Below are 606 nucleotides of genomic sequence, written 5' to 3'. Positions count from 1 at the left end.
GACGTGTTCTCCAAGATGACCAAAATCGCAGCTTCGGGCCGACTGGGCCAACAAGTGCAAATGATCGGAGCCGGGAACCTGCCCTATTCCACCCCACGGCTGCGCCGCGCGGCTCCACGGAGCCAGCAAAGCCGTCTCCGCCCATTCGGGTGACGGTCAGGGCTATAAGGGAAGATTAGCATGAATGATGCGATGCGAACGACGATGCAGGCCGCGCCCAGGCACTGTGCATCGCCGCGCGTCGAGGCAATCGCGGCATGGCTGATCGCCGCGCTTATTCTCGCAGGCGGCGGTATCGTTGCACGCCTGATCGTCGATTATCCGCGGCTCCTGCCGAACAGCTATATCGGCTTCCTTATCTACCGCGCTGGACCCACGATTGCGCTGCTATGGGCCTGTGCCGGCGCTGCGATCGCGATCAATGCCGCGACGACACGCCTGATGCTCTTGTCCGCATTGTGCGGATCAATCGTTGCGGTTCTCGCTCTCGCCATTCTCTAGCCGCTAAATGTGCGGCCCTGGGCCGCGCCTTGCCGGTGGTGGCAGCTGCCACCGGGGGGGAACACCAAGGGCACCCGCCCTTTCGTTCCCGAAGCATAATCGACA

Annotated in this window: 1 protein-coding gene; it reads left to right on the top strand. The window is 62.7% G+C overall.

From position 1 onward, the window contains the following. Nucleotides 1-180: 180 nt before the first annotated feature. Nucleotides 181-501 (top strand): hypothetical protein, encoded by a 321-nt coding sequence (locus ET21_RS0123450; protein ID WP_030541601.1) that lies wholly within the window; start codon nucleotides 181-183, stop codon nucleotides 499-501. Nucleotides 502-606 lie beyond the last annotated feature (105 nt).

It is taken from the genome of Sphingobium sp. DC-2 (assembly GCF_000722555.1).
Taxonomy (GTDB): domain Bacteria; phylum Pseudomonadota; class Alphaproteobacteria; order Sphingomonadales; family Sphingomonadaceae; genus Sphingobium; species Sphingobium quisquiliarum.
This window is presented reverse-complemented; position numbering and strand designations above follow the sequence as displayed.

Coding starts and splice junctions, on each gene's coding strand:
- ET21_RS0123450 (WP_030541601.1), top strand. CDS start 181: ATGAATGATGCGATGCGAACGACGATGCAGGCCGCGCCCAGGCACTGT.